The sequence below is a fragment of the Nocardia farcinica genome, assembly GCF_029867845.1.
In the GTDB taxonomy this organism is placed as follows: Bacteria; Actinomycetota; Actinomycetes; order Mycobacteriales; family Mycobacteriaceae; genus Nocardia; species Nocardia farcinica_A.
In genome coordinates this window covers 1-5168 of the sequence record NZ_JARWRU010000234.1, presented here as the reverse complement: position 1 = coordinate 5168, position 5168 = coordinate 1, and the positions used below count along the sequence as shown (strand labels likewise).

Annotated in this window: 5 protein-coding genes and 1 pseudogene; 3 read left to right on the top strand and 3 right to left on the bottom strand. The window is 70.2% G+C overall.

Going from position 1 to position 5168, the window contains the following annotated elements:
• A pseudogene (locus QH283_RS04790) lies at positions 1–529 on the bottom strand (CoA transferase); the annotation flags it as partial.
• 39 nt (positions 530–568) lie between these two features.
• Here QH283_RS04790 and QH283_RS04785 point away from each other — a divergent pair.
• Positions 569–1324 carry a thioesterase II family protein gene (locus QH283_RS04785; protein ID WP_280501797.1) on the top strand — a complete coding sequence of 252 codons (756 nt, stop codon included), beginning with the start codon at positions 569–571 and terminating at the stop codon, positions 1322–1324.
• A 34-nt stretch (positions 1325–1358) separates the two neighbouring features.
• Here the strand turns inward: QH283_RS04785 and QH283_RS04780 are convergent, their stop codons facing one another.
• Positions 1359–1604 carry a DUF2784 domain-containing protein gene (locus tag QH283_RS04780; RefSeq protein WP_432420659.1) on the bottom strand — a complete coding sequence of 82 codons (246 nt, stop codon included), beginning with the start codon at positions 1602–1604 and terminating at the stop codon, positions 1359–1361.
• A gap of 19 nt (positions 1605–1623) precedes the next feature.
• Positions 1624–3087: an SDR family NAD(P)-dependent oxidoreductase gene (locus QH283_RS04775; protein WP_432420658.1), complete on the bottom strand. Its 1464-nt coding sequence runs from the start codon at positions 3085–3087 to the stop codon at positions 1624–1626.
• Between the two features lie 217 nt (positions 3088–3304).
• On the opposite strand from QH283_RS04775, the gene QH283_RS04770 reads away from it, so the two are divergent.
• Both QH283_RS04770 and QH283_RS04765 read left to right on the top strand, forming a co-directional pair.
• Positions 3305–4450, top strand: a complete 1146-nt coding sequence (locus tag QH283_RS04770; RefSeq protein WP_280501796.1) for an acyl-CoA dehydrogenase family protein — start codon at positions 3305–3307, stop codon at positions 4448–4450.
• On the top strand, positions 4434–5096 hold the full coding sequence (locus QH283_RS04765; protein ID WP_432420657.1) for a TetR/AcrR family transcriptional regulator: 663 nt from the start codon (positions 4434–4436) through the stop codon (positions 5094–5096). Before QH283_RS04770 ends, QH283_RS04765 begins: the two co-directional genes overlap by 17 nt.
• Positions 5097–5168 lie beyond the last annotated feature (72 nt).

The window sequence follows — 5168 nt, the reverse complement described above, 5'->3', positions numbered from 1 at the left end:
CCTCGGCGGCCTGGGGGGGGGCCGCCCATCCCACCTCGGTGCGCACCCGCACCGCCACCGCCCCCACCGCGGCGGCGTTGTCCTCGATGTCGGAGGCGCGGCTCATGGCGATCTGCGCGACCGCGATGTCGAACGGGATGTCCTCGGGCAGCCCGAGCGCCGCCAGCAGTCTGACTCTGTGATGTGGATAGTTGGCGTGGGTGCGGACCCAGCCGTCGAAGGTCGGGAAGAAGCCGGACAGGTCGGCCCAGCTCTGGACCTGCCTGCCGTCGACGCGCAGCAGGTGGTCACTGGAGAAGGCGGCGGTGATGCGCTCGGGATCGATCCGATGGGTCACGGGAGCCAGACCGTGCGCGTCGCGCATACGATTGGCCGCGGCCGCGACGGAGGCCACCGAACCCGCGGCCAGTGTCCACACCGGCAGTGTCGCAGCGAGATTGCTGCCGGGATCGGGCGAATCGATAATGCCGGAGGCCGGGACGCCGATTCCGGATTCGTACTCGTGGACCAGCCGATTGTGCGCGTTCACCAGTCCGAGACTAGCGGTTACAAGCAGAAGGAGATCGACGTGGAGAGTGCGATCACGGCCACCGATTGGCTGCGCGCCTTGCGTATCGAGGCCTCGCCCCGCCACCACCTGGTGTGTTTCCCTCCCGGGGGCGGTTCGGCCACGGCCTATCGGAATCTGGCCGATCGCGTCGGTCCGGGCATCGCCGTCCTCGCGCTGCAGTACCCGGCGCGTCAAGATCGTTTGGGCGAGCCCGCGGTCACCGATCTGCACGAACTGGCCGACCGGATCGCCGAAGAGTTGCTGGCCCAGCCCGAGGTGGCGAATCTGTCCTTGTTCGGGCACAGCATGGGCGCCACCGTCGCCTACGAGACCGCCCGGCGGCTGGAGTCCGCCGGGCGCACGGTCGCCCGGCTGTTCGTCTCCGGGCGGCCCGCGCCGAGCTTCGTCGAGACGCGCAGGCTGCATCTGGGCTCCGACGAGGACCTCATCGCCGATCTCGAACGCCTGGCCGCCGACCCGGCCCCGATCGCGGTGCTGCGCACCGAACCCGGTCTGGCCGAGATCGTGCTGCCCGCCCAGCGCGGCGACTACCAGGCCGTGGAGACCTACGCCCGCCGCTCCAGCGAGCCGCTGCGCTGCCCGGTCACCGCGCTGGTCAGCACCGGGGATCCGACCATGAGCGTCGAACAGGCCGACGAATGGGCCGATTTCACCGCCGCGGCGTTCCGGCGCGAGACCTTCCCCGGCGGTCACTTCTACCTCGACGAACGACCCGACGAGGTCGCCGCCCTGGTGACCCGCGTCCTGGGTTGAGCGGGGTCGTGGACGAGGCGGTCGGCGCGGGCGGTCACCGCACGGGACGATCCGCCGCCGACGGCGCGGCGGGCGCGGCCCGCCTGCGGGCCCAGTTCTCCAGATCCGTCAGCGGGCAGTCGTAACCGGCCACCACCGAGCCGAGCCCCCAGCCGGCCGCGGCCAGATGCGGCCAGAACGCCCACGGCCGCCACCACGCCAGGAATCCGCCCAGCACCACGTAGGCCACGAACGCGAAGTGCGCGCACGCGGTGAGATCGGCGAGCAGGCGGTAGCCCATACGCCAAGGGTAGGCCCGCTCACCAGGGCGAAGGCCGGTAATCCTTGAGGAAGCAGCCGTAGAGGTCCACGCCGTTCTCGCCCTGCACGATCGGGTCGTAGACCCTGGCCGCGCCGTCGACCAGGTCCAGCGGCGCGTGGAAGCCCTCCTCGGCCAGGCGCACCTTGGTGTAGTGCGGGCGCTCGTCGGTGATCCAGCCGGTGTCCACGGCGGTCATCAGGATGCCGTCGCTCTCGAGCATCTCCGTGGCGCTGGTGCGGGTGAGCATGTTCAGCGCCGCCTTGGCCATGTTGGTGTGCGGATGGCCCGGCCCCTTGTAGCCGCGGCTGAACTGCCCCTCCATCGCCGAGACGTTGACCACGTACTTGCGCCTGGCGGGTGAGGCCGCCATGGTCGGGCGCAACCGCGACACCAGGATGAACGGGGCCACCGAATTGCACAGCTGCACTTCCAGCAGCTCGGTCGGGTCGACCTCGCCCACGGTCTGCACCCAGCTGTTGGTGTGCGCCAGATCCGGCACCAGCCCACCCGCGTCGATGGCCACGCCCCGCGAGATGCGTTCCGGCGGGGCCGACCCGGCCACCAGCGCCAGTTCGGCCACGTGGGCGGCGGTGAGCGAGGGCGCCGACAGCAGCGAGGGGGTCAGCGAGGCGGTCAGCGCGCTCGGGTGCGGCTGCATGGTCTTGCCGAAGCTGATCACCTCGGGCAGCGCACCGGCGGGCAGGGGCGCCGACTCGGCCTCGACCAGCGCGCTGTAGGCGCCCGCCGAGCGGCGCACGGTCTGGGCGGCGTTGTTGATCAGGATGTCCAGCGGTCCCCGCGCGGCGACATCGTCGGCCAGCGCGATCACCTGCGCCGGGTCGCGCAGGTCGATGCCGACCACACGCAGCCGGTGCAGCCAGTCGGCGCTGTCCTCCATGGCCGCGAAACGGCGCACCGCGTCGTTGGGGAAGCGGGTGGTGATGGTGGTGTGCGCGCCGTCGCGCAGCAGCCGCAGCGCGATGTACATGCCGATCTTGGCGCGCCCGCCGGTCAGCAGGGCGCGGCGGCCGGTCAGGTCGGTGCGGGCGTCGCGCTTGGCGTGGCTGAAGGCGGCGCAGTCCGGGCACAGCTGGTGGTAGAAGGCGTCCACCCTGGTGTAGTGCTGCTTGCAGATGTAGCACGGCCGCGAGCGGATCAGGGTGCCCGCGCTGGCGCCCTTGGCGGTCGAGGTCAGCGGGATGCCCGCGGTCTCGTCGTCGATGCGGTTGGGCGAGCCGGTGGCGGTGGCCGCGACCACGGCCCGGTCGTTCTCGGCGACCCGGCGCCGCGCCTCCTCGCGCCTGCGCTGCTTGAGCTTTTTGAACATGTGCCCGACGGCGCGCTGCACGGCGATCGAATCCGAATGGTCCTTGTCGAGGCCGGCCGCCTGATCCAGTACCCGCAGACAGGTGGCCAAGTCGTCGGGATCGATACGGTGTTCGGCCATCGGGTCTTCGGACATCCTTCGTGAGCTGGGGGTGGGGAACGCGGCGGATCGCCGCCCTGCCACCGGGAACGCGAGCAACCATTGTCGCAAACGGCGACTGCTCCGATCCGGGCGCGTGTGCGACCGCTGTTGACAATTCGCCAATAGTGCTGGGAATCTGATGCCGAGGTCCCGGCGATCGAGGCCGGGCGATGTCGAACACATCGAGCAGATCGAGCAAAGGATCGTGAGCATGGCACGCGCCCCGTGGAGTGACGACGAGGTCGAGGCGGTACGCGAACTCGCCCGCAACTTCTTCGACAAGGAGGTCGTCCCGCACGAGGAGAAGTTCGTCGCGCAGGGGCATCCCGACCGCGCGCTGTACAACCGGGCGGGCGAGCTCGGCCTGCTGTGCGCCGCGGTGCCCACCGAGTACGGCGGTGGCGGCGGCACCTTCGCGCACGAGGCCGCCATCATCGAGGAGCAGACCAGGGCGGGCGACGGCGCGCTCGGCATGCCGGTGCACAGCTCGATCATCGCGCCCTATATCGCCGAGTTCGGCACCGAGGAGCTCAAGCGGCGGGTGCTGCCCAAGGCCGCCAGCGGCGAGATGGTGCTCTCCATCGGCATGACCGAGCCCGGTACCGGCTCCGACCTGCAGAACATCAAGACCAGGGCGGTGCGCGAGGGCGACGAGTACGTCATCACCGGCTCCAAGATCTTCATCACCAACGGCTGGCTCTGCGACGGCATCATCATCGCCGCCAAGACCGACCCGACCAAGGGCGCGGCGGGCGTCTCGCTGATCTTCGCCGAGGTGAGCGACGACACTCCCGGCTTCAAGCGCGGCCGCATCCTCAGCAAGATGGGCGGCAAGGGCCAGGACACCGCCGAGCTGTTCTTCGACGGCCTGCGGGTGCCCGCCGCCAACCTGCTCGGCACCGCCGAGGGGCAGGGCTTCTACCAGATGATGCAGCTGCTGGCCCAGGAGCGGCTGGTCACCGCCGTGATCGCGGTGCCGATGATGGAGAAGGCCGTCCAGCTCACCCTGGACTACACCAAGGGCCGCGAGGCCTTCGGCAAGCCGCTGTACGCGATGCAGAACACCAAGTTCGAGCTCGCCGAGTGCGCCACCATCACCAAGGTCGCCCGCACCTTCCTCGACGAGTCGATCGCCAAGCACCTGCGCGGCGAGCTGGACATCCCGACCGCGGCGATGACCAAGTACTGGATCACCGACCAGCTCAACATCGTGGTCGACCGCTGCCTGCAGTTGTTCGGCGGCTACGGTTACATGACCGAGTATCCGATCTCGGAGCTGTACACCGGTGCCCGCGTGCTGCGCATCCTCGCGGGCAGCAACGAAGTGATGAAGGATCTCATTGCCCGGTCACTCTGACGTGTCCGGTCGTTCCGCGGCGCCGGCCCGTGCCGCGGAACCGGGCCGCCGGAAACGCCTCGAACCCGATCAGCGCCGAGCCCAGATCCTGGCGTGCGCCATCGAGATGTTCGGCGAACGGCCCTACGCGGCCGTGTCCACCGCCGAGCTCGCCGCGCGCGCCGGGGTCGCCCGGGGGCTGATCAACCACTATTTCGGCAACAAGCGCGATCTCTACCTGGCGGTGGTCCGCCGCATGGTGACCCTGCCGCGGGGTGACGACATGCCGGTGCCCGCGGGCACCCCGCGCGAGCGCGTCGACGCAGGCGTGCGCTGGTTGCTCGACACCATCGCCGAGCACGGCAGCACCTGGGTGAAGGTGACCAGTCACGAGGGCGTCGGCGACGACCCGGAGGTCCAGCAGATCCTGGACCAGGCCGACGATGCCGCGGCCGAGCGCACGCTGTGCATGGTCGGCCTCGCGGGTTCGGCACACGACCCGCAGCTGCGGGCCATGGTGCGCGCCTACGGCGGATTGGTGAAAGCCGCGGGGCGGGAATGGATCACCCGCGGCAACCTCAGCCGCGAGCAGGTGCACCATCTGCTGGCCGACCTGTTGTGGGCGCTGGTGCAGGAGACGATGCCCAAGGCGGGCCGCCCGTCCTGAATCCGGCGCGGTCCGCGAAATAGCCGAGGGGCGGGGGCGCGGGGCGCCGCAAACCGAGACACCCCCAAAAAC

Coding starts and splice junctions, on each gene's coding strand:
- QH283_RS04775 (WP_432420658.1), bottom strand. CDS start 3,087: ATGTCCGAAGACCCGATGGCCGAACACCGTATCGATCCCGACGACTTG.
- QH283_RS04780 (WP_432420659.1), bottom strand. CDS start 1,604: ATGGGCTACCGCCTGCTCGCCGATCTCACCGCGTGCGCGCACTTCGCG.
- QH283_RS04770 (WP_280501796.1), top strand. CDS start 3,305: ATGGCACGCGCCCCGTGGAGTGACGACGAGGTCGAGGCGGTACGCGAA.